This is a genomic window from Bradyrhizobium sp. USDA 3315 (assembly GCF_054056795.1).
Map to the genome: position 1 here is coordinate 6,193,437 of NZ_JBSRYP010000001.1, position 17,223 is coordinate 6,210,659.

General features: G+C 63.3%; 27 protein-coding genes. 26 read left to right on the plus strand and 1 reads right to left on the minus strand.

From position 1 onward, the window contains the following. Nucleotides 1-2: 2 nt before the first annotated feature. Nucleotides 3-1,214: an FAD-dependent monooxygenase gene (locus tag ACVIYL_RS28820; protein ID WP_456780382.1), complete on the minus strand. Its 1,212-nt coding sequence runs from the start codon at nucleotides 1,212-1,214 to the stop codon at nucleotides 3-5. A 699-nt stretch (nucleotides 1,215-1,913) separates the two neighbouring features. On the opposite strand from ACVIYL_RS28820, the gene rpsL reads away from it, so the two are divergent. From rpsL to secY, 26 genes are all read left to right on the plus strand, one after another. Further along, on the plus strand, nucleotides 1,914-2,285 hold the full coding sequence (gene rpsL, locus ACVIYL_RS28825) for a 30S ribosomal protein S12 (RefSeq protein WP_006611834.1): 372 nt from the start codon (nucleotides 1,914-1,916) through the stop codon (nucleotides 2,283-2,285). A gap of 15 nt (nucleotides 2,286-2,300) precedes the next feature. Then, on the plus strand, nucleotides 2,301-2,771 hold the full coding sequence (rpsG, locus tag ACVIYL_RS28830; protein ID WP_016843741.1) for a 30S ribosomal protein S7: 471 nt from the start codon (nucleotides 2,301-2,303) through the stop codon (nucleotides 2,769-2,771). 30 nt (nucleotides 2,772-2,801) lie between these two features. Next, complete coding sequence (gene fusA, locus ACVIYL_RS28835; RefSeq protein ID WP_092082422.1) at nucleotides 2,802-4,874, plus strand: elongation factor G; 2,073 nt, start codon at nucleotides 2,802-2,804, stop codon at nucleotides 4,872-4,874. 39 nt (nucleotides 4,875-4,913) lie between these two features. Then, nucleotides 4,914-6,104, plus strand: a complete 1,191-nt coding sequence (gene tuf / locus ACVIYL_RS28840; protein WP_018272140.1) for an elongation factor Tu — start codon at nucleotides 4,914-4,916, stop codon at nucleotides 6,102-6,104. Nucleotides 6,105-6,190: 86 nt separating this feature from the next. Beyond that, nucleotides 6,191-6,499, plus strand: coding sequence for a 30S ribosomal protein S10 (gene rpsJ, locus ACVIYL_RS28845; protein ID WP_002712302.1), 309 nt, complete (start codon nucleotides 6,191-6,193; stop codon nucleotides 6,497-6,499). Between the two features lie 54 nt (nucleotides 6,500-6,553). Beyond that, a complete protein-coding gene (rplC, locus tag ACVIYL_RS28850; RefSeq protein WP_057019547.1) occupies nucleotides 6,554-7,273 on the plus strand; it encodes a 50S ribosomal protein L3 in 720 nt (239 codons plus the stop codon). Nucleotide 7,274: 1 nt separating this feature from the next. Beyond that, nucleotides 7,275-7,895, plus strand: a complete 621-nt coding sequence (rplD, locus tag ACVIYL_RS28855; protein ID WP_016843745.1) for a 50S ribosomal protein L4 — start codon at nucleotides 7,275-7,277, stop codon at nucleotides 7,893-7,895. Then, complete coding sequence (locus ACVIYL_RS28860; protein WP_028339313.1) at nucleotides 7,892-8,191, plus strand: 50S ribosomal protein L23; 300 nt, start codon at nucleotides 7,892-7,894, stop codon at nucleotides 8,189-8,191. Before rplD ends, ACVIYL_RS28860 begins: the two co-directional genes overlap by 4 nt. Nucleotides 8,192-8,203: 12 nt before the next feature. After that, on the plus strand, nucleotides 8,204-9,037 hold the full coding sequence (gene rplB / locus ACVIYL_RS28865; RefSeq protein WP_021081655.1) for a 50S ribosomal protein L2: 834 nt from the start codon (nucleotides 8,204-8,206) through the stop codon (nucleotides 9,035-9,037). A 12-nt stretch (nucleotides 9,038-9,049) separates the two neighbouring features. Continuing rightward, nucleotides 9,050-9,328 carry a 30S ribosomal protein S19 gene (gene rpsS, locus ACVIYL_RS28870; protein WP_028335459.1) on the plus strand — a complete coding sequence of 93 codons (279 nt, stop codon included), beginning with the start codon at nucleotides 9,050-9,052 and terminating at the stop codon, nucleotides 9,326-9,328. 10 nt (nucleotides 9,329-9,338) lie between these two features. Then, on the plus strand, nucleotides 9,339-9,725 hold the full coding sequence (rplV, locus tag ACVIYL_RS28875; RefSeq protein WP_016843750.1) for a 50S ribosomal protein L22: 387 nt from the start codon (nucleotides 9,339-9,341) through the stop codon (nucleotides 9,723-9,725). A gap of 20 nt (nucleotides 9,726-9,745) precedes the next feature. Continuing rightward, entirely contained in the window at nucleotides 9,746-10,447 is a 702-nt protein-coding gene (gene rpsC / locus ACVIYL_RS28880; RefSeq protein WP_016843751.1) for a 30S ribosomal protein S3, read from the plus strand. A 30-nt stretch (nucleotides 10,448-10,477) separates the two neighbouring features. Then, a complete protein-coding gene (gene rplP / locus ACVIYL_RS28885) occupies nucleotides 10,478-10,891 on the plus strand; it encodes a 50S ribosomal protein L16 (RefSeq protein ID WP_016843752.1) in 414 nt (137 codons plus the stop codon). A gap of 5 nt (nucleotides 10,892-10,896) precedes the next feature. Next, nucleotides 10,897-11,103 carry a 50S ribosomal protein L29 gene (gene rpmC / locus ACVIYL_RS28890; RefSeq protein ID WP_016843753.1) on the plus strand — a complete coding sequence of 69 codons (207 nt, stop codon included), beginning with the start codon at nucleotides 10,897-10,899 and terminating at the stop codon, nucleotides 11,101-11,103. Nucleotides 11,104-11,113: 10 nt separating this feature from the next. Beyond that, a complete protein-coding gene (rpsQ, locus tag ACVIYL_RS28895) occupies nucleotides 11,114-11,362 on the plus strand; it encodes a 30S ribosomal protein S17 (RefSeq protein WP_016843754.1) in 249 nt (82 codons plus the stop codon). 75 nt (nucleotides 11,363-11,437) lie between these two features. Next, the gene (gene rplN / locus ACVIYL_RS28900) at nucleotides 11,438-11,806 is read left to right on the plus strand and encodes a 50S ribosomal protein L14 (RefSeq protein ID WP_011473865.1); all 369 of its coding nucleotides are present in this window, start codon (nucleotides 11,438-11,440) and stop codon (nucleotides 11,804-11,806) included. Next, a complete protein-coding gene (rplX, locus tag ACVIYL_RS28905) occupies nucleotides 11,806-12,120 on the plus strand; it encodes a 50S ribosomal protein L24 (protein ID WP_016843755.1) in 315 nt (104 codons plus the stop codon). The genes rplN and rplX overlap by 1 nt, the downstream gene beginning before the upstream one ends. After that, entirely contained in the window at nucleotides 12,113-12,670 is a 558-nt protein-coding gene (gene rplE, locus ACVIYL_RS28910) for a 50S ribosomal protein L5 (protein ID WP_016843756.1), read from the plus strand. Before rplX ends, rplE begins: the two co-directional genes overlap by 8 nt. A 46-nt stretch (nucleotides 12,671-12,716) precedes the next feature. Next, nucleotides 12,717-13,022, plus strand: coding sequence for a 30S ribosomal protein S14 (gene rpsN / locus ACVIYL_RS28915; protein ID WP_168857041.1), 306 nt, complete (start codon nucleotides 12,717-12,719; stop codon nucleotides 13,020-13,022). A 14-nt stretch (nucleotides 13,023-13,036) separates the two neighbouring features. Further along, on the plus strand, nucleotides 13,037-13,435 hold the full coding sequence (gene rpsH / locus ACVIYL_RS28920) for a 30S ribosomal protein S8 (protein ID WP_024578580.1): 399 nt from the start codon (nucleotides 13,037-13,039) through the stop codon (nucleotides 13,433-13,435). Nucleotides 13,436-13,449: 14 nt separating this feature from the next. Next, nucleotides 13,450-13,983: a 50S ribosomal protein L6 gene (gene rplF / locus ACVIYL_RS28925; RefSeq protein ID WP_028339311.1), complete on the plus strand. Its 534-nt coding sequence runs from the start codon at nucleotides 13,450-13,452 to the stop codon at nucleotides 13,981-13,983. A gap of 11 nt (nucleotides 13,984-13,994) precedes the next feature. Continuing rightward, on the plus strand, nucleotides 13,995-14,354 hold the full coding sequence (rplR, locus tag ACVIYL_RS28930) for a 50S ribosomal protein L18 (RefSeq protein ID WP_050625744.1): 360 nt from the start codon (nucleotides 13,995-13,997) through the stop codon (nucleotides 14,352-14,354). A 58-nt stretch (nucleotides 14,355-14,412) separates the two neighbouring features. Then, entirely contained in the window at nucleotides 14,413-14,988 is a 576-nt protein-coding gene (rpsE, locus tag ACVIYL_RS28935) for a 30S ribosomal protein S5 (protein ID WP_016843761.1), read from the plus strand. A 39-nt stretch (nucleotides 14,989-15,027) separates the two neighbouring features. Continuing rightward, nucleotides 15,028-15,219 (plus strand): 50S ribosomal protein L30, encoded by a 192-nt coding sequence (gene rpmD, locus ACVIYL_RS28940; RefSeq protein WP_028335461.1) that lies wholly within the window; start codon nucleotides 15,028-15,030, stop codon nucleotides 15,217-15,219. A gap of 21 nt (nucleotides 15,220-15,240) precedes the next feature. Beyond that, complete coding sequence (rplO, locus tag ACVIYL_RS28945; protein WP_456780383.1) at nucleotides 15,241-15,726, plus strand: 50S ribosomal protein L15; 486 nt, start codon at nucleotides 15,241-15,243, stop codon at nucleotides 15,724-15,726. 156 nt (nucleotides 15,727-15,882) lie between these two features. Then, nucleotides 15,883-17,217: a preprotein translocase subunit SecY gene (gene secY, locus ACVIYL_RS28950; protein WP_016843764.1), complete on the plus strand. Its 1,335-nt coding sequence runs from the start codon at nucleotides 15,883-15,885 to the stop codon at nucleotides 17,215-17,217. The last annotated feature ends 6 nt before the right edge of the window (nucleotides 17,218-17,223 follow it).

Genomic DNA, 17,223 nt, shown 5'->3' on the forward strand with positions numbered 1-17,223 from the left:
CGTTACGCCCGGTCCGCGGCGTGCGGACGTTGCCGGAAGTGGTTGGCCGGCTGCGTCGTTGACGCCGCCGCCGCAGGGTTGTGCAGCCGGCGCAGCCAGCCGCGGCCGAGATAGCCGAAAAAGCGCGCCCAGCGCTGGGCCTGCCACGTGGGCCCGCTGCCGACCGACACCTCGCGGAAGCTGAATGCCTTGGCGTTCGACCAGGCGTCGCAGGCGGTCTTGACCGGATCGTCGTAGAACGCGGTGATCTTCTCCTCGCCCATGCCGTCGGTCGACAGCCAGGCCGGGATGTGGACGTTGCAGAGCTGGGCGACGTCGGTGAACACCTTGTCGGTACCGGTGCCGGTGACGGGGCAGGTGCTGGCGAAGGCATCACCGACCAGCACCACGCCGGCCTGCCGATAGCCGGTACTGACAAAGATGTCGGCGGGCCTGATCTTGATATCGCCGGCGATGTCGAACTCGCCGGTGAGCCGGCGCAGCCGCGGCAGCGCGGCGTTCAGCGTCTCCACTGGATTGCGCCGCATCGCCCGCAGCCAGGGATCGTCGGCCTTGCGATAGGTGAAGAGGTTGGCGCGCATCCGGTTTCCGACCGGAAACAGCGTGATGTAGGGGATGCGATCGCTCGGCCGCTCCGAGAAGTAGGTCATGGCCGCGAACGGGAAGGCGGGGCGGCCGACGGGGACGAAATCGAAGCCGAGCGAGATCGAGTGGCAGAAGCTCGTGACCAGCCGCTCGATGCCGAGCATCCGGCGCAACCCGACGTTCAGGCCGTTGGCAAGCACCACAAGGCGCGCCGAGATCTCCTCGCCATTGGCAAGCACGAGCCGCTGCCGCTCGGAACTGGTCGCGACATTGATCACCTTGTCGCAGATGAATTCCGCCGGCCCGGCGATTTCGTTCCGAATCGCCGCAATCAGCGCGTCGTACATGATGCCGTATTGCCGGCTCGGCTGCCGGTCGAGCAACCGGCCGAATCGCGCGATCCAGTTCTCGCCGTCCAGCGTCGCCGAGCGGAGCACCGACTCGGCGAGGCCGGTCCTGGCGAATCGCTCGAGCTGGAGGTCGCCGCCGATCTTTTCGACACGGAAATCGAACGGGTAGACCCGGTGGGGGTCGATCAGGATCGTCGGTATCCCGGCACGGCCGAGCATGGCGGTTGCGGTCGAGCCCGCAAGACCGCCGCCGATGATCGCGATGTCGGTGTACCGCATGAGAATTCCGTGGCTGTGACCCCGATTTTTGCGCTGCGAATGGCAAATAAAGGCTTAGTTTCGAAGTTTGCCTTCGGGACTAACTTGGGGAGAGTTGTTTCTATTCATATTTTACCCGGATGTAATATGATTCCGCACGCGCCCGAAGATTCGGATGAAGTGCGCGGGGAGGTCGGTCGGCCGTCACATTTCGCCTTGCGCCGAACCTCGGCGAAATGCGAAATCCGCAAGTGCCAGAGGCGTTTCTTCGCTTGTCGTTTTGCTTGACTTCACTATCTCTCGATTATACAAGGCGCCCACTTAACGACAGGCGGTGAGCTACGCCAGCGTCGGAACGGAACACCCGAAGGTCCTTTTTGAGGAGCCGGACGGGCACCAACCTCGACGAATGCCGCTCAAACGCTGTCGATGATAGCTAGGCAATGCCAGGACGATATTAGTTCTCTTGAGCACGTCCTCTTGAGAGTGAATTCGGATGCATGACCTCGGTGGCGGACCGAACAGCGAACGCTGAACGGTTCGGGATCGCGGTCCTCTGTGGCGTCGATGCGCTTTCCGCTCAGCGATGAGTGGTTGGCGCGATTTCGCTTTGCGCGGTTGTTTGTTCCGTGTCGAGCGGGCCGTGCGGGACGGCTAGTCCTGAGAAGAAATTTGCGGAGCCATTCAAGGTTTTCGCGCGAACTAAAGGGTGAAGGCTGCATGCCGACGATCAACCAGCTGATCGCAAATCCGCGTGAAGTGCAGAAGTCGCGTAAGAAGGTGCCGGCGCTGCAGCAGTCGCCGCAGAAGCGCGGCGTGTGCACGCGCGTCTACACCACGACCCCGAAGAAGCCGAACTCGGCGCTTCGTAAGGTCGCCAAGGTGCGCCTGACCAACGGCTTCGAGGTGATCGGCTACATCCCCGGTGAGGGCCATAACCTGCAGGAGCACTCGGTGGTCATGATCCGCGGCGGCCGCGTCAAGGACTTGCCCGGTGTGCGCTACCACATCCTCCGCGGCGTGCTGGATACCCAGGGCGTCAAGAACCGTAAGCAGCGTCGTTCGAAGTACGGCGCGAAGCGTCCGAAGTAAGCGGGAACCGATCAGATGTCGCGTCGCCATTCTGCCGAGAAGCGTGAAGTTCTTCCGGATCCGAAGTTCGGGAACATCATCATTACGAAGTTCATGAACTCGGTGATGTACGCCGGGAAGAAGTCGGTTGCCGAAAACATCGTCTACGGTGCGCTCGGCATGATCGAGGCCAAGACCAAGCAGAACCCGCTCGGCGTGTTCGAGCAGGCGCTCGAGAACGTGATGCCGACCATCGAGGTTCGTTCCCGCCGCGTCGGCGGCGCGACCTACCAGGTTCCGGTCGAAGTCCGTTCGGTGCGCCGTCAGGCGCTCGGCATCCGCTGGCTGATCTCGGCCGCTCGCGAGCGCAACGAGAAGACCATGACGGAGCGTCTCTCGGCTGAGCTGCTCGACGCCTCGAACAATCGCGGCAACGCCGTCAAGAAGCGGGAAGACGTGCACCGGATGGCGGAAGCCAACCGCGCGTTCTCGCACTATCGCTGGTAAGGCGAACAACGGAATTTAAGGAACAGTCTCATGCCCCGCCAACATGCCATCGAGGACTACCGTAACTTCGGTATCATGGCGCATATCGACGCCGGCAAGACCACGACCACCGAGCGCATCCTGTATTACACCGGCAAGAGCCACAAGATCGGCGAAGTGCACGAAGGTGCCGCGACGATGGACTGGATGGAGCAGGAGCAGGAGCGTGGCATCACGATCACCTCGGCTGCGACCACCGCGTTCTGGAACGGCAAGCGCCTGAACATCATCGACACCCCCGGCCACGTCGACTTCACCATCGAGGTCGAGCGTTCGCTGCGCGTGCTCGACGGCGCCGTTTGCGTCCTCGACTCCAACCAGGGCGTCGAGCCGCAGACCGAGACCGTCTGGCGCCAGGGCGACAAGTACAAGGTTCCGCGCATCGTCTTCGCCAACAAGATGGACAAGACCGGCGCCGACTTCTTCAAGTGCCTGTCCGACATCGTCGACCGCCTCGGCGCCAAGCCGATCGCGATCCAGCTGCCGATCGGTGCCGAGAACAACTTCAAGGGTCTCGTCGACCTCGTGAAGATGAAGGGCGTCATCTGGAACGATGAATCGCTCGGCGCCAAGTTCGACTATGTCGACATTCCGGAAGATCTGGTCGAGCAGGCCAAGGAGTATCGCGAGAAGATGGTGGAAGCCGCCGTCGAGCTCGACGACGACGCTTTGGCTGCCTTCCTCGACGGCAAGGAGCCGGACGAGGCGACCCTGAAGCGCCTGATCCGCAAGGCCGTGCTGACCGGCGCGTTCTATCCGGTGCTGTGCGGCTCCGCGTTCAAGAACAAGGGCGTGCAGCCGCTGCTCGACGCCGTCGTCGACTATCTGCCGTCGCCGATCGACGTGCCCGCGATCAAGGGTACCGACGATGACGGCAACGAAGTCGTGCGCAAGGCTGACGACAAGGAGCCGCTGGCGCTGCTCGCGTTCAAGATCATGGACGACCCGTTCGTCGGCACCATCACCTTCTGCCGCATCTACTCCGGCATCCTGCAGTCGGGCACCGGCGTGGTGAACTCGACCCGCGAGAAGAAAGAGCGTATCGGCCGCATGCTGCTGATGCATGCGAACAACCGCGAAGACATCAAGGAAGCCTATGCCGGCGACATCGTCGCGCTGGCCGGCCTGAAGGAAGCGCGCACCGGTGACACGCTGTGCGATCCCGACAAGCCGGTGATCCTCGAGAAGATGGAATTCCCGGAGCCGGTGATCGAGATCGCGATCGAGCCGAAGTCGAAGGCCGACCAGGAAAAGCTCGGCGTGGCGCTTGCCAAGCTCGCCGCGGAAGATCCGTCGTTCCGCGTGTCGACCGACCAGGAGTCCGGCCAGACCATTCTCAAGGGCATGGGCGAACTACATCTCGACATCAAGGTCGACATCCTCAAGCGCACCTACAAGGTCGACGCCAACATCGGCGCGCCGCAGGTGGCGTTCCGCGAGCGCGTGACCAAGAAGGCTGAAGTCAAGTACACGCACAAGAAGCAGACCGGCGGTACCGGTCAGTTCGCCGAAGTGTCGATCGTCGTCGAGCCGAACGAGCCCGGCAAGGGCTATGAGTTCGAATCGAAGATCGTCGGCGGCGCGGTGCCGAAGGAATACATCCCCGGCGTCGAAAAGGGCCTCAACAGCGTGATGGGCTCCGGTGTCGTTGCCGGCTTCCCGGTGGTGGACGTCAAGGTGCAGCTGGTCGACGGCAAGTATCACGACGTCGACTCGTCGGCACTGGCGTTCGAAATCGCATCGCGGGCTGCGTTCCGCGAAGCGTTGACGAAGGGCAAGTCCGTTCTGCTCGAGCCGATCATGAAGGTCGAGGTGGTGACCCCGGAAGACTACACCGGTTCGGTCATCGGCGACCTGAATTCCCGGCGTGGCCAAATCCAGGGCCAAGACATGCGCGGCAACGCCAACGTCATCAACGCGATGGTGCCGCTCATGAACATGTTCGGTTACGTGAACAACCTGCGCTCGATGAGCCAGGGTCGCGCGACCTTCACCATGCAGTTCGATCACTACGCCGAAGCTCCGGCGAACGTGTCGGCTGAAGTCCAGAAGAAGTTTGCCTGATTGTCGTTGATGGCAGTCAACGATTGAACGGAGAGTCAAATGGCCAAAGCTAAATTCGAACGTAACAAGCCCCACTGCAACATCGGCACCATCGGTCACGTCGACCATGGCAAGACCTCGCTGACCGCAGCGATCACCAAGGTGCTCGCAGAAACCGGCGGCGCGACGTTCACCGCCTACGACCAGATCGACAAGGCGCCGGAAGAGAAGGCCCGCGGCATCACGATCTCGACCGCTCACGTCGAGTACGAGACGACCAACCGCCACTACGCCCACGTCGACTGCCCCGGCCACGCCGACTACGTGAAGAACATGATCACCGGTGCCGCCCAGATGGACGGCGCGATCCTGGTCGTGTCGGCTGCTGACGGCCCGATGCCGCAGACCCGCGAGCACATCCTGCTCGCCCGCCAGGTCGGCGTGCCCGCGCTCGTCGTGTTCCTCAACAAGTGCGACATGGTCGACGATCCGGAGCTGCTCGAGCTCGTCGAGCTCGAAGTCCGCGAGCTGCTCTCGAAGTACGAATTCCCGGGCGACAAGATCCCGATCATCAAGGGCTCGGCGCTCGCCGCCCTCGAAGACAAGGACAAGAAGCTCGGCCACGACGCCATCCTCGAGCTGATGCGCAACGTCGACGAGTACATCCCGCAGCCGGAGCGTCCGATCGACCAGCCGTTCCTGATGCCGGTTGAAGACGTGTTCTCGATCTCGGGCCGCGGCACCGTCGTCACCGGCCGTGTCGAGCGCGGCGTGATCAAGGTCGGCGAGGAAATCGAAATCGTCGGTATCCGCGACACCCAGAAGACCATCGTCACCGGCGTCGAAATGTTCCGCAAGCTGCTCGATCAGGGCCAGGCCGGCGACAACATCGGTGCACTGCTCCGCGGCACCAAGCGCGAGGAAGTCGAGCGTGGCCAGGTGCTGTGCAAGCCCGGTTCGGTCAAGCCGCACACCAAGTTCAAGGCTGAGGCTTACATCCTCACCAAGGAAGAGGGCGGTCGCCACACCCCGTTCTTCACCAACTACCGTCCGCAGTTCTACTTCCGCACCACCGACGTGACCGGTGTCGTGCACCTGCCGGAAGGCACCGAGATGGTGATGCCGGGCGACAACATCGCGATGGAAGTGCACCTGATCGTGCCGATCGCGATGGAAGAGAAGCTGCGCTTCGCGATCCGCGAAGGCGGCCGCACCGTCGGCGCCGGCGTCGTCGCCGCGATCATCGAGTAACTACGCGAATAGGGAATGGCGAGTAGCGAGTGGGTCACTCCATTCGCTATTCGCTACTCGCCACTCACTAAAGAAAGAATACGGCAATGAACGGCCAAAATATTCGCATCCGTCTCAAGGCGTTCGACCATCGAATCCTCGATACGTCGACCCGCGAGATCGTGAACACGGCGAAGCGCACCGGTGCGCAGGTTCGCGGACCGATTCCGCTGCCGACCCGCATCGAGAAGTTCACCGTCAACCGTTCGCCGCACGTTGACAAGAAGAGCCGCGAGCAATTCGAGATGCGCACCCACAAGCGCCTCCTCGACATTGTCGACCCGACCCCGCAGACCGTCGATGCGCTGATGAAGCTCGACCTGGCCGCCGGTGTCGACGTCGAGATCAAGCTCTAAGGTTTTGGATTTTTACGTCCGCCGCTTGCGGACAGAAAGACAGGAAGCACGCCGATGCGCTCCGGAGTGATCGCACAAAAGGTCGGGATGACGCGGGTCTTTACGGAGACCGGCGAGCATATCCCTGTGACCGTGCTGAAGTTGGGCAACTGCCAGGTGCTGGGCCACCGCACGACCGAGAAGAACGGCTATGTCGCTCTTCAGCTCGGCTCGGGCGCCCGCAAGACCGTGTACATGCCCAAGGCCGAACGTGGCCAGTTCGCGGTCTCCAAGGTCGAGCCGAAGCGCAAGGTCGCCGAGTTCCGCGTGTCCGAGGACGCGCTGATCCCGGTCGGCGCGGAAATCCAGGCGGACCATTTCGTGGTCGGCCAGTTCGTCGACGTGACCGGTACCTCGATCGGTAAGGGCTTCGCCGGCGGCATGAAGCGCTGGAATTTCGGCGGTCTGCGCGCCACCCACGGTGTGTCGATCTCGCACCGTTCGATCGGTTCGACCGGTGGCCGTCAGGACCCCGGCAAGACCTTCAAGAACAAGAAGATGCCCGGTCACATGGGCGTCGACCGCATCACCACGCTCAATCTGCGCGTGGTTTCGACCGACGTCGAGCGCGGCCTTATCCTCGTCGAAGGCGCCGTTCCCGGCTCCAAGGGCGGCTGGATCTCGGTGCGCGACGCGGTCAAGAAGCCGCTGCCGAAGGACGCCCCGAAGCCCGGCAAGTTCAAGGTTGCAGGTGGCGAAGCTGCCGAGGCTGTGGCCGAGAAGGAGGGCGTGTGAGATGGAATTGAAAGTCACGACCCTTGAAGGCAAGGACGCCGGATCCGTCGAGCTCTCGGACGCGATCTTCGGTCTCGAGCCGCGCGCCGACATCATCCAGCGCTGCGTGCAGTGGCAGCTGAACAAGCGTCAGGCCGGCACCCACAAGGCCAAGGGCCGCGCCGAGATCTGGCGCACCGGCAAGAAGATGTACAAGCAGAAGGGCACCGGCGGCGCCCGTCACGGCTCGGCCCGCGTGCCGCAGTTCCGCGGCGGTGGCCGTGCGTTCGGTCCGGTCGTTCGCTCCCATGCGACCGACCTTCCGAAGAAGGTGCGCGCGCTCGCGCTCAAGCATGCGCTCTCGGCCAAGGCCAAGGACGGCGGGCTGATCGTGATCGACAATGCGCAGCTCGAGGCCGCCAAGACCAAGGCGCTCCTCGGCCACTTCTCCGGCCTCGGACTGACCAACGCGCTGATCATCGACGGCGCCGAGCTGAACGCCGGTTTCGCGACCGCGGCCCGGAACATTCCGAACATCGACGTGCTGCCGATCCAGGGCATCAACGTCTACGACATTCTCCGCCGCCAGAAGCTGGTGCTGACCAAGGCTGCGGTTGATGCGCTGGAGGCGCGCTTCAAATGAAGAACATCGATCCGCGCCACTACGACGTCATCATCTCTCCCGTCGTGACGGAAAAGGCGACGCTCGCCTCCGAGCACAACAAGGTGATGTTCAAGGTCGCCGGCAAGGCGACCAAGCCGCAGATCAAGGAAGCGGTCGAGAAGCTGTTCGACGTCAAGGTGAAGAGCGTCAACACTCTCGTTCGCAAGGGCAAGACCAAGGTGTTCCGCGGCAATCTCGGCTCGCAGTCGGACACCAAGCGCGCGATCGTGACCCTGGAAGAGGGCCACCGCATCGACGTGACTACCGGACTATAAGGCGCAACGACGATGGCATTGAAAACCTACAATCCCACGACGCCGGGCCAGCGCCAGCTGGTCATGGTCGATCGTTCGGCGCTCTACAAGGGCAAGCCGGTGAAGACCCTGACCGAGGGCAAGCTCGGCAACGGCGGTCGCAACAACACCGGTCGCATCACCGTGCGTTTCCGCGGCGGCGGCCACAAGAAGGCCTACCGCACCGTCGACTTCCGCCGCGACAAGGTGGACATGCCGGCGGTCGTGGAGCGGCTCGAGTATGATCCGAACCGCACCGCGTTCATCGCGCTGATCAAGTATCAGGACGGTGAGCTGGCCTACATCCTGGCGCCGCAGCGTCTGGCGGCGGGCGACACCGTCGTCGCCGGCAACTATGTCGACGTCAAGCCGGGCAACGTCATGCCGCTCGGCAACATGCCGGTCGGCACGATCGTGCACAACATCGAGCTGAAGATCGGCAAGGGCGGTCAGCTGGCGCGCTCCGCCGGCACCTACGCCCAGATCGTCGGCCGCGACCAAGACTACGTGATCGTCCGCCTGAACTCGGGCGAGCAGCGTCTGGTGCACGGCCGTTGCCGCGGCACGATCGGCGCGGTCTCCAACCCGGATCACATGAACATCTCGATCGGCAAGGCCGGTCGTACCCGCTGGCTCGGCTGGCGTCCGCACAACCGCGGCGTTGTCATGAACCCGATCGATCACCCGCACGGCGGTGGTGAAGGTCGTACCTCGGGCGGTCGCCACCCGGTTACTCCGTGGGGCAAACCGACCAAGGGCAAGAAGACCCGCACCAACAAGTCGACCAACAAATTCATTCTCCTCAGCCGCCACAAGCGGAAGAAGTAAGGAACGCCGGACATGGTTCGTTCAGTCTGGAAAGGCCCGTTCGTCGAGGGTTCTCTGCTCAAGAAGGCAGATGCCGCGCGCTCGTCCGGCCGTCACGACGTCATCAAGATCTGGAGCCGCCGCTCGACCATCCTGCCGCAGTTCGTCGGCCTGACGTTCGGCGTCTATAACGGCCACAAGCACGTGCCGGTGGCAATCAACGAGGAAATGGTGGGTCACAAGTTCGGCGAGTTCTCGCCGACCCGGACCTTCCACGGCCATTCGGGCGACAAGAAAGCCAAGAAGGCTTGAGGATTAACCGATGAGCAAACCAAAGCGCGAACGTAGCCTCGCGGACAATGAGGCCAAGGCCGTCGCCCGCATGCTGCGCGTCAGCCCGCAGAAGCTCAACCTGGTGGCGCAGCTGATCCGCGGCCGCAAGGCGTCCGCTGCGCTCGCCGACCTGCAGTTCTCGCGTAAGCGGATCGCGGTCGATGTCAAGAAGTGCCTGGAATCGGCGATCGCGAACGCCGAGAACAACCATGACCTTGAGGTTGACGATCTGGTCGTCGCCGAGGCGCATGTCGGCAATGGCATCGTGATGAAGCGTTTTGCTCCGCGCGGCCGTGGCCGTTCGGGCCGTGTGTTCAAACCGTTCTCGCACCTGACCATCGTGGTTCGTCAGGTCGAGGCCGAGGCAAGCGCCTAAGAAGGGCGCAGGAGAAGACGATGGGTCAAAAGATCAATCCAATCGGGCTGCGTCTCGGCATCAACCGGACCTGGGACTCCCGTTGGTTCGCCGGCAAGCAGGAATACGGCAAGCTGCTGCACGAGGACGTCAAGATCCGCGAGATCCTGCACAAGGAGCTCAAGCAGGCGGCCGTCGCCCGCATCGTGATCGAGCGCCCGCACAAGAAGTGCCGCGTGACGATCCATTCGGCCCGTCCGGGCGTCGTGATCGGCAAGAAGGGCGCCGACATCGACAAGCTGCGCAAGAAGGTTGCCGACATCACCTCGTCGGACGTCGTGATCAACATCGTCGAAATCCGCAAGCCGGAGCTCGACGCGACCCTGGTCGCTGAATCGATCGCCCAGCAGCTCGAGCGCCGCGTCGCGTTCCGCCGCGCCATGAAGCGCGCCGTGCAGTCGGCGATGCGTCTCGGTGCCGGTGGCATCCGCATCAACTGCTCGGGCCGTCTCGGCGGCGCCGAAATCGCGCGCATGGAGTGGTACCGCGAAGGTCGCGTGCCGCTGCACACGCTGCGCGCCGACGTCGACTACGGCGTTGCCACCGCGTTCACGACCTTCGGCACCTGCGGCGTCAAGGTCTGGATCTTCAAGGGCGAGATCCTCGAGCACGATCCGATGGCCCAGGACAAGAAGATGGCCGAAGGCGACAGCACGCCGCGTTCGCGCCGCGACGCCGCTTGAGGCAAAGCAGGAATTTGAGGGCTTAAAGCCATGATGCAACCTAAGAAAACGAAGTTCCGGAAGGCGCATAAGGGCCGTATCCACGGCGTTGCGACCTCTGGCGCGACGTTGGCGTTCGGCCAGTTCGGCCTGAAGGCGATGGAGCCTGAGCGCGTCACCGCCCGTCAGATCGAAGCCGCCCGCCGCGCGCTGACCCGTCACATGAAGCGCGCCGGCCGCGTCTGGATCCGCGTGTTCCCGGACGTGCCGGTGTCGAAGAAGCCCGCCGAAGTCCGCATGGGCTCCGGCAAGGGTGCCCCGGAATTGTGGGTGGTCCGGATCAAGCCGGGCCGCGTGATGTTCGAGATCGACGGCGTGCCGGTGCAGACCGCGAAGGAAGCGCTGTCGCTCGCCGCCGCCAAGCTGCCGATCAAGACGCGCTTCGTTGCGCGCATTGCGGAGTAATCGCCATGGCCGAGATGAAAGTTGAAGACATTCGCGCGATGAGCGACGACCAGCGGGAAGACGCGATCCTGAATCTGAAGAAGGAACGCTTCAACCTGCGTTTCCAGCGCGCCACCGGGCAGCTGGAGAACACCTCGCGGATGCGGGAAGCCCGCCGCGATATCGCTCGTATCAAGACCATCGCTGCCCAGCAGCGCGCGAAGAAGAAGTAAGGGGCCAGCTATGCCGAAACGTACTCTGCAGGGCGTGGTCGTCAGCGACAAGCAAGCCAAGACCATCGTGGTGCGCGTCGATCGCCGCTTCACCCACCCGATCTACAAGAAGACGATCCGCCGTTCCAAGAACTACCACGCGCACGACGAGAACAACCAGTTCAAGCCGGGCGACATGGTCTGGATCGAGGAATCGAAGCCGATCTCGAAGCTGAAGCGCTGGACCGTGGTCCGGGGCGAACACAAGAAAACGGCCTGATTACTTCGGCCTGGCCGAGGAAATTCAGGGAAATTTTGAGCGCGCTAAAGCGCAGAAAGAGGACGAGGTGCATCAATGATTCAGATGCAGACCAACCTCGACGTGGCCGATAATTCAGGCGCACGCCGTGTCATGTGCATCAAGGTTCTTGGAGGTTCCAAGCGCCGCTATGCCACCGTGGGCGACGTTATCGTTGTGTCGATCAAGGAAGCCATTCCGCGTGGCAAGGTGAAGAAGGGCGACGTGATGAAGGCCGTCGTGGTCCGGGTCCGCAAGGACATCCGCCGCGCCGACGGTTCGGTCATCCGCTTCGACCGCAACGCCGCCGTGCTGATCAACAATCAGTCCGAGCCGGTCGGCACCCGTATCTTCGGGCCGGTGCCGCGCGAGCTGCGCGCCAAGAACCACATGAAGATCATTTCGCTCGCGCCGGAGGTGCTGTGATGGCTGCCAAGATCCGCAAGGGCGACAAGGTGATGGTGCTCACCGGCCGCGACAAGGGTCGCACCGGCGAGGTGTTCGAGGTGCGTCCGGACGAGAACAAGGCGCTCGTTCGCGGCATCAACATGGTGAAGCGTCACCAGAAGCAGACCCAGACCCAGGAAGGCGGCATCATCTCCAAGGAGATGCCGATCGACCTTTCGAACATTGCGTATGTCGGCAAGGACGGAAAGCCGACCCGCATCGGGTTCAAGATTCAGGCCGATGGCAAGAAGGTTCGTGTTGCCAAGAGCTCGGGAGCAGAGATCGATGGCTGATACAGCTTACACGCCGCGTCTGCGCGCGGAGTATGACAAGAAGATCCGCGGCATGATGACCGAGAAGTTCGGTTATGCCAACGTGATGCAGGTGCCGCGCCTCGACAAGGTCGTGCTCAACATGGGCGTCGGCGATTCGGTCAACGACCGCAAGAAGGCCGAGACCGCCGCTGCCGAGCTGACCCAGATCGCCGGCCAGAAGGCGATCGTGACCTATTCGCGGATCGCGATCGCGACCTTCAAGCTGCGTGAGAACCAGCCGATCGGCTGCAAGGTCACGCTGCGCAAGACCCACATGTACGAGTTCATCGACCGCCTGGTGAACGTGGCGCTGCCCCGCGTCCGTGACTTCCGCGGCCTGAACCCGAAGAGCTTCGACGGCCGCGGCAACTATTCGCTCGGCATCAAGGAGCACATCATTTTCCCCGAGATCGACTTCGACAAGGTCTCGGAAGCGCGTGGCATGGACATCACGGTCTGCACCACCGCCAAGACCGACGACGAGGCGCGCGCCTTGTTGACCGCTTTCAATTTCCCGTTCCGGCAGTGAGTAGCTGAACCAAAGCCACTCAAACGCGGATACCCAGGAGCCAAGCATGGCAAAGAAGAGTTCAGTCGAGAAGAACAACCGGCGCAAGCGGATGGCGAAGAACGCTGCTCCGCAGCGCGCGAAGCTGAAGGCGATCATCGCCGACAAGACCAAGCCGATGGAAGAGCGCTTCGCCGCGACGCTGAAGCTCGCCGAGATGCCGCGCAACTCGTCGGCGACGCGCATCCGCAACCGTTGCGAGCTGACCGGGCGCCCGCGCTCGAACTATCGCAAGAACAAGCTCTCGCGCATCGCGCTGCGTGAACTCGGCTCCAAGGGCCTGGTTCCCGGCCTCGTGAAGTCGAGCTGGTAAGGAGGGTCGGAACCATGTCTACGCACGATCCGATCAGCGATCTCATCACCCGCATCCGCAACGCGCAGATGCGCTCCAAGTCCAAGGTCTCGACCCCCGGCTCGAAGATGCGCGCCAACGTGCTCGAGGTGCTGAAGTCCGAGGGTTACATCCGCGGCTACGCCAGCGTCGAGCATGCCTCGGGCCGCAGCGAGCTCGAGATCGAACTGAAGTATTTCGACGGCGAGCCCGTCATCCGCGAGATCGAGCGGGTGTCGAAGCCGGGCCGCCGCGTTTACGCCTCGGTGAAGAACCTGCCGCGCGTGAACAACGGTCTCGGCATTTCGGTGTTGTCGACGCCGAAGGGAATCATGGCTGACCACCAGGCGCGCGACGCCAACGTGGGCGGCGAAGTTCTCTTCACGGTGTTCTGAGGAAGGATTTTACGATGTCACGTATCGGCAAAAGGCCGGTGGCGATCCCGTCGGGTGTGACGGCGACCGTCGAGGGCCAGACCGTCAAGGTGAAGGGGCCGAAGGGCCAGCTTCAGTTCGTCGTGCATGACGACGTCGAGGTGAAGTTCGAGAACGGCCAGGTCAAGGTCGCTCCGCGGATCAAGACCAACCGCGCGCAGGCGATGTACGGCACCGCGCGCGCGCAGGTCGCCAACCTCGTCGAGGGCGTCACCAAGGGCTTCGAGAAGAAGCTCGAGATCACCGGCGTCGGCTACCGCGCCGCGATGCAGGGCAAGAACCTGCAGCTCGCGCTCGGCTACAGCCACGACGTGGTGTACGCGATCCCGGAAGGCATCACCATCGCGGTGCCGAAGCCGACCGAGATCACGATCACCGGCAACGATCCGCAGCGCGTCGGCCAGGTCGCCGCCGAGATCCGCGCCTACCGTCCGCCGGAGCCCTACAAGGGCAAGGGCGTGAAGTACGCCAACGAATTCATCTTCCGCAAGGAAGGCAAGAAGAAGTAACGGAGCCGGTCATGTCACTCAAGGTTACGAATGCCCGGCGCAAGCAGCGCGTGCGCCTTGCGCTTCGCCGCTCGGCAGGCGGCCGTCCGCGGCTGTCGGTGTTCCGCTCGTCCAAGCACATCTACGCCCAGGTCATCGACGACCAGAAGGGCGAGACGCTCGCTTCCGCCTCGTCGCTGGAGAAGACCATGCGCGACGGCGGCAAGACCGGCGCCGACATCGATGCGGCGAAGGCGGTCGGCAAGCTGCTCGCCGAGCGCGCGGCGCAGAAGGGTGTCAAGGAAGTCGTGTTCGATCGCGGCGCCTACATCTATCACGGGCGCGTCAAGGCGCTCGCGGATGCGGCGCGCGAAGGCGGATTGAGCTTCTAAACTTTACGAACGATTACGAGGAAAGAGGCGCAAGGCCTCCTAGAGATTGGAAAACACCATGGCAGGTGAACGCGAACGCGGCGGACGCGAACGGAGCAGGGAGCGCGAGGAGCGCGACAGCGAGTTCGTCGACAAGCTCGTCCACATCAATCGCGTGGCGAAGGTCGTCAAGGGCGGCAAGCGCTTCGGCTTTGCGGCGCTGGTCGTGATCGGCGACCAGAAGGGCCGGGTCGGGTTCGGCCACGGCAAGGCGCGCGAAGTTCCGGAAGCGATCCGCAAGGCGACCGAATCGGCGAAGCGCAACCTGACGCGCGTCGCGCTTCGCGAAGGCCGCACGCTGCATCACGACATCGCCGGCCGTCACGGCGCCGGCCGCGTCTACCTGCGTGCCGCTCCGGCCGGTACCGGCATCATCGCCGGCGGCCCGATGCGCGCGGTGTTTGAGACGCTCGGCATCCAGGACGTGGTGGCGAAGTCGATCGGCTCGTCGAATCCCTACAACATGGTTCGCGCGACGTTCGATGCGCTGAAGCATCAGGATTCGCCGCGCTCGGTGGCGGCACGCCGCAACATCAAGGTCTCCACCCTGCAGTCGCGCCGCGTCGGCGGCGACGCCGAAGTGGTGGCGGAATAACAACGCGCGCTTCTCGAAGCGCTATTCGGAGTTACTGTCATGGCCAAGGCCAGCAAGACCATCAAGGTCGAGCAGATCGGCAGCGCAATCCGCCGCCATCACTCGCAGCGTTCGACGCTGATCGGCCTCAAGCTCAACAAGATCGGCCGGGTTGCCGAGCTGCAGGATACCCCTGAAGTTCGCGGCATGATCAGCAAGGTTCAGCATCTCGTCCGCGTCGTCGGCGAGTAAGCAGAGATAAGGAGAAGGGCGATGAAGCTCAGCGATATCGCCGACAACGCCGGCTCGCGCAAGAAGCGCATGCGTGTCGGCCGTGGCATCGGTTCCGGCAAGGGCAAGACCTCGGGCCGCGGCGGCAAGGGCCAGACCGCGCGTTCGGGCGTCCGCATCAAGGGTTTCGAAGGCGGCCAGATGCCGATGCATCGCCGTCTGCCGAAGCGCGGCTTCAACAACATCTTCCGGCTCGACTTCGCCGAGATCAATCTCGACCGTCTGCAGGAAGCGATCGACAACAAGCTGGTCGATGCGAGCGCGACGGTGAACGCCGAATCGCTGGTCAAGGCCGGCGTGCTGCGCCGCGCCAAGGACGGCCTGCGGCTGCTCGGCCGCGGCGAGATCAAGACCAAGCTGACCATCGAGGTGCACGGCGCTTCCAAGTCGGCCATTGCCGCGGTCGAGAAGGCCGGTGGCTCGGTCAAGATCCTGGCCCCCGCCAAGGAAGACGGCGAGGCGGCGTAACATCTGCGTCATTGCCCGCGACGCGCGGGCAATCCGCAGATCGAATGATGGACTTATCGAGGCCGAGCACCAGATAATGTCCGGTGTCTGCCGGCGCCCAGGGAATTGATCTCTTTGGGGGCGCCGGCGAATGGGGCTCCGGGAGAAAGCCGAAACATGGTCTCAGCAGCCGAACAACTTGCCGCCAACCTCAATTTCGGACAGCTGGCGAAAGCCGACGAGCTGAAGAAGCGCATCTGGTTCACCCTGGGTGCGCTGCTTGTTTATCGGCTCGGCACCTACATCCCGCTGCCCGGCATCGATCCCAACATCTGGGAGCAGGTGTTCCGCAGCCAGTCCGGCGGCATCCTCGGCATGTTCAACATGTTCGCCGGCGGCGGCATCCACCGCATGGCGATCTTCGCGCTCAACATCATGCCGTACATCTCGGCATCGATCATCGTGCAGCTGCTGACCACCGTGTCGCCGCAGCTCGAGGCGCTCAAGAAGGAAGGCGAGGCGGGCCGCAAGACGCTGAACCAGTACACCCGCTATCTGACCGTGATCCTGGCGCTGTTCCAGTCCTATGGCATCGCGATCGGCCTCGAAGGCGCCGGTAATGTCGTCAGCGACCCCGGCATGTTCTTCCGGATCTCGACCGCGATCACGCTGACCGGCGGCACCATGTTCCTGATGTGGCTCGGCGAGCAGATCACCTCGCGCGGCATCGGCAACGGTATCTCGCTGATCATCCTCGCCGGCATCGTCGCCGAGCTGCCGTCGGCGCTCGCCAACATGCTGGAACTGGGCCGCCAGGGCGCGATGTCGACCGGGCTGATCCTGATCGTCATCGTGATGGCGGTCGCCGTGATCGCCTTCATCGTGTTCATGGAGCGCGCGCAGCGCCGGCTTTTGATCCAGTATCCGAAGCGCCAGGTCGGCAACAAGATGTTCGAGGGCCAGTCCTCGCATCTGCCGCTCAAGCTCAACACCTCGGGCGTGATTCCGCCGATCTTCGCCTCGTCGCTGCTGCTGCTGCCGACCACGGTCGCGAACTTCAACGCCGGCAAGGGGCCGGAATGGTTCCAGTGGATCACGACCCAGCTCAGCCACGGCCGGCCGCTGTTCCTGTTCATGTATCTCGCGCTGATCGTGTTCTTCGCGTTCTTCTACACCGCGATCGTGTTCAATCCGACCGAGACTGCGGACAACCTGAAGAAGCATGGCGGCTTCATCCCGGGCATCCGGCCCGGCGAGCGCACCGCCGAGTACATCGACTATGTGCTGTCGCGCATCACGGTGCTCGGCGCGGTCTATCTCGCGATCGTCTGCCTGATTCCTGAAATTCTGATTTCCTACGCATCGGTCCCGTTCTACTTTGGCGGCACCTCGCTGTTGATCGTCGTCAGCGTGACGATGGATACGGTGTCGCAGGTGCAGGGCTATCTGCTCGCTCATCAGTATGAGGGGTTGATCAGGAAGTCGAAGCTCAGGGGAGGCCGCCGCCGCTGATCGCGG

Bases quoted from the DNA above. Each gene is read 5' to 3' on its own strand.
- rplP (WP_016843752.1), top strand. From the start codon at position 10,478: ATGATGCAACCTAAGAAAACGAAGTTCCGGAAGGCGCATAAGGGCCGT.
- rpsG (WP_016843741.1), top strand. From the start codon at position 2,301: ATGTCGCGTCGCCATTCTGCCGAGAAGCGTGAAGTTCTTCCGGATCCG.
- rplR (WP_050625744.1), top strand. From the start codon at position 13,995: ATGTCACTCAAGGTTACGAATGCCCGGCGCAAGCAGCGCGTGCGCCTT.
- rplN (WP_011473865.1), top strand. From the start codon at position 11,438: ATGATTCAGATGCAGACCAACCTCGACGTGGCCGATAATTCAGGCGCA.
- rplC (WP_057019547.1), top strand. From the start codon at position 6,554: ATGCGCTCCGGAGTGATCGCACAAAAGGTCGGGATGACGCGGGTCTTT.
- rpsC (WP_016843751.1), top strand. From the start codon at position 9,746: ATGGGTCAAAAGATCAATCCAATCGGGCTGCGTCTCGGCATCAACCGG.
- rplV (WP_016843750.1), top strand. From the start codon at position 9,339: ATGAGCAAACCAAAGCGCGAACGTAGCCTCGCGGACAATGAGGCCAAG.
- rpsL (WP_006611834.1), top strand. From the start codon at position 1,914: ATGCCGACGATCAACCAGCTGATCGCAAATCCGCGTGAAGTGCAGAAG.
- rpmC (WP_016843753.1), top strand. From the start codon at position 10,897: ATGGCCGAGATGAAAGTTGAAGACATTCGCGCGATGAGCGACGACCAG.
- rpsS (WP_028335459.1), top strand. From the start codon at position 9,050: ATGGTTCGTTCAGTCTGGAAAGGCCCGTTCGTCGAGGGTTCTCTGCTC.
- rpmD (WP_028335461.1), top strand. From the start codon at position 15,028: ATGGCCAAGGCCAGCAAGACCATCAAGGTCGAGCAGATCGGCAGCGCA.
- rpsE (WP_016843761.1), top strand. From the start codon at position 14,413: ATGGCAGGTGAACGCGAACGCGGCGGACGCGAACGGAGCAGGGAGCGC.
- rplE (WP_016843756.1), top strand. From the start codon at position 12,113: ATGGCTGATACAGCTTACACGCCGCGTCTGCGCGCGGAGTATGACAAG.
- rplF (WP_028339311.1), top strand. From the start codon at position 13,450: ATGTCACGTATCGGCAAAAGGCCGGTGGCGATCCCGTCGGGTGTGACG.
- rplX (WP_016843755.1), top strand. From the start codon at position 11,806: ATGGCTGCCAAGATCCGCAAGGGCGACAAGGTGATGGTGCTCACCGGC.
- tuf (WP_018272140.1), top strand. From the start codon at position 4,914: ATGGCCAAAGCTAAATTCGAACGTAACAAGCCCCACTGCAACATCGGC.
- secY (WP_016843764.1), top strand. From the start codon at position 15,883: ATGGTCTCAGCAGCCGAACAACTTGCCGCCAACCTCAATTTCGGACAG.
- ACVIYL_RS28820 (WP_456780382.1), bottom strand. From the start codon at position 1,214: ATGCGGTACACCGACATCGCGATCATCGGCGGCGGTCTTGCGGGCTCG.
- rplB (WP_021081655.1), top strand. From the start codon at position 8,204: ATGGCATTGAAAACCTACAATCCCACGACGCCGGGCCAGCGCCAGCTG.
- rplO (WP_456780383.1), top strand. From the start codon at position 15,241: ATGAAGCTCAGCGATATCGCCGACAACGCCGGCTCGCGCAAGAAGCGC.
- rpsN (WP_168857041.1), top strand. From the start codon at position 12,717: ATGGCAAAGAAGAGTTCAGTCGAGAAGAACAACCGGCGCAAGCGGATG.
- rpsH (WP_024578580.1), top strand. From the start codon at position 13,037: ATGTCTACGCACGATCCGATCAGCGATCTCATCACCCGCATCCGCAAC.
- ACVIYL_RS28860 (WP_028339313.1), top strand. From the start codon at position 7,892: ATGAAGAACATCGATCCGCGCCACTACGACGTCATCATCTCTCCCGTC.
- fusA (WP_092082422.1), top strand. From the start codon at position 2,802: ATGCCCCGCCAACATGCCATCGAGGACTACCGTAACTTCGGTATCATG.
- rpsJ (WP_002712302.1), top strand. From the start codon at position 6,191: ATGAACGGCCAAAATATTCGCATCCGTCTCAAGGCGTTCGACCATCGA.
- rpsQ (WP_016843754.1), top strand. From the start codon at position 11,114: ATGCCGAAACGTACTCTGCAGGGCGTGGTCGTCAGCGACAAGCAAGCC.
- rplD (WP_016843745.1), top strand. From the start codon at position 7,275: ATGGAATTGAAAGTCACGACCCTTGAAGGCAAGGACGCCGGATCCGTC.